The organism is Haloferax sp. s1 (genome assembly GCF_058382125.1).
The window spans coordinates 1-923 of record NZ_JBZRPK010000078.1; the positions used below are offsets into that span (position 1 = coordinate 1).

Consider the following 923-nt stretch of genomic DNA (forward strand, 5'->3'; position numbering starts at 1 on the left):
AGGCAGGTATGGTACTGACCACATCGCCGTCAGCTAGTCATTAAAGGCTGACGCCGATTCCGACGCACCTCGAGAGCCACAGCCACCAACTGATGTTGTTGCCGCCGCGCGAGATGCTTTCTCGGATATCTCTACGGCAGCGCGCTTTCTCGACGATGGTGGTGAAGTCACGCTCCGACGTGCCGTCGGCACCGCAGCACGAAACGGACACGACGAGTGGGCACGCGAAGGCAGTGCGCTCCTTTCAGACCTTTCTCGACTCCGCGAGGCGCTCGATGCCGACGAATCAACGCAGATTCGAGACGCTGACCACTTTCAGTCCGGTCGCACAACCGTTTTCAGCAGCGGTGGCGAACCTGCAGACAGATGACACGGGTGATACACACCGGCGACACCCATATCGGGTACCAGCAGTACCACTCGCCGGAGCGCCGCCAAGATTTCCTCGACGCCTTCGAACAGGTCGTCGCGGATGCACGCTCGGAGAACGTAGACGCGGTCATCCACGCAGGTGACCTCTATCACGACCGCCGTCCCGAACTCCCCGACCTTCTCGGAACGCTCGCCGCGCTTCGTCGCCTCGATGACGCCGGGATACCGTTTCTCGCCATCGTCGGCAACCACGAGTCGACACGCGGCGGGCAATGGCTCGACCTCTTCGAACGTCTCGGATTGGCGACTCGACTCGGGAGCGACCCGTACGTCGTCGGCGACGTGGCATTCTACGGTCTCGACCACGTCCCGCGCTCTCGACGAGACGAACTCGACTACCAGTTCGAACCGCACGACCAACCGCAGACGGCACTCGTCGCGCACGGTCTCTTTACCCCGTTCGCCCACGCCGCCTGGGAGACGGAGACGGTCCCCGCCGCATCCTACGTCGACCTCGACGCGACGCCTCTCGGCGCCCATCACGTCCCTGA

Annotated in this window: 1 protein-coding gene and 1 pseudogene; both read left to right on the forward strand. The window is 63.3% G+C overall.

The features are described from left to right. Positions 1–64 precede the first annotated feature (64 nt). A pseudogene (locus QT222_RS00510) lies at positions 65–370 on the forward strand (DUF7966 family protein); the annotation flags it as partial. Further along, positions 367–923, forward strand: a 557-nt coding sequence (locus tag QT222_RS00515) for a metallophosphoesterase (RefSeq protein ID WP_491475948.1), incomplete at its 3' end; no start/stop codon positions are given. The pseudogene QT222_RS00510 and the gene QT222_RS00515, both read left to right, overlap by 4 nt.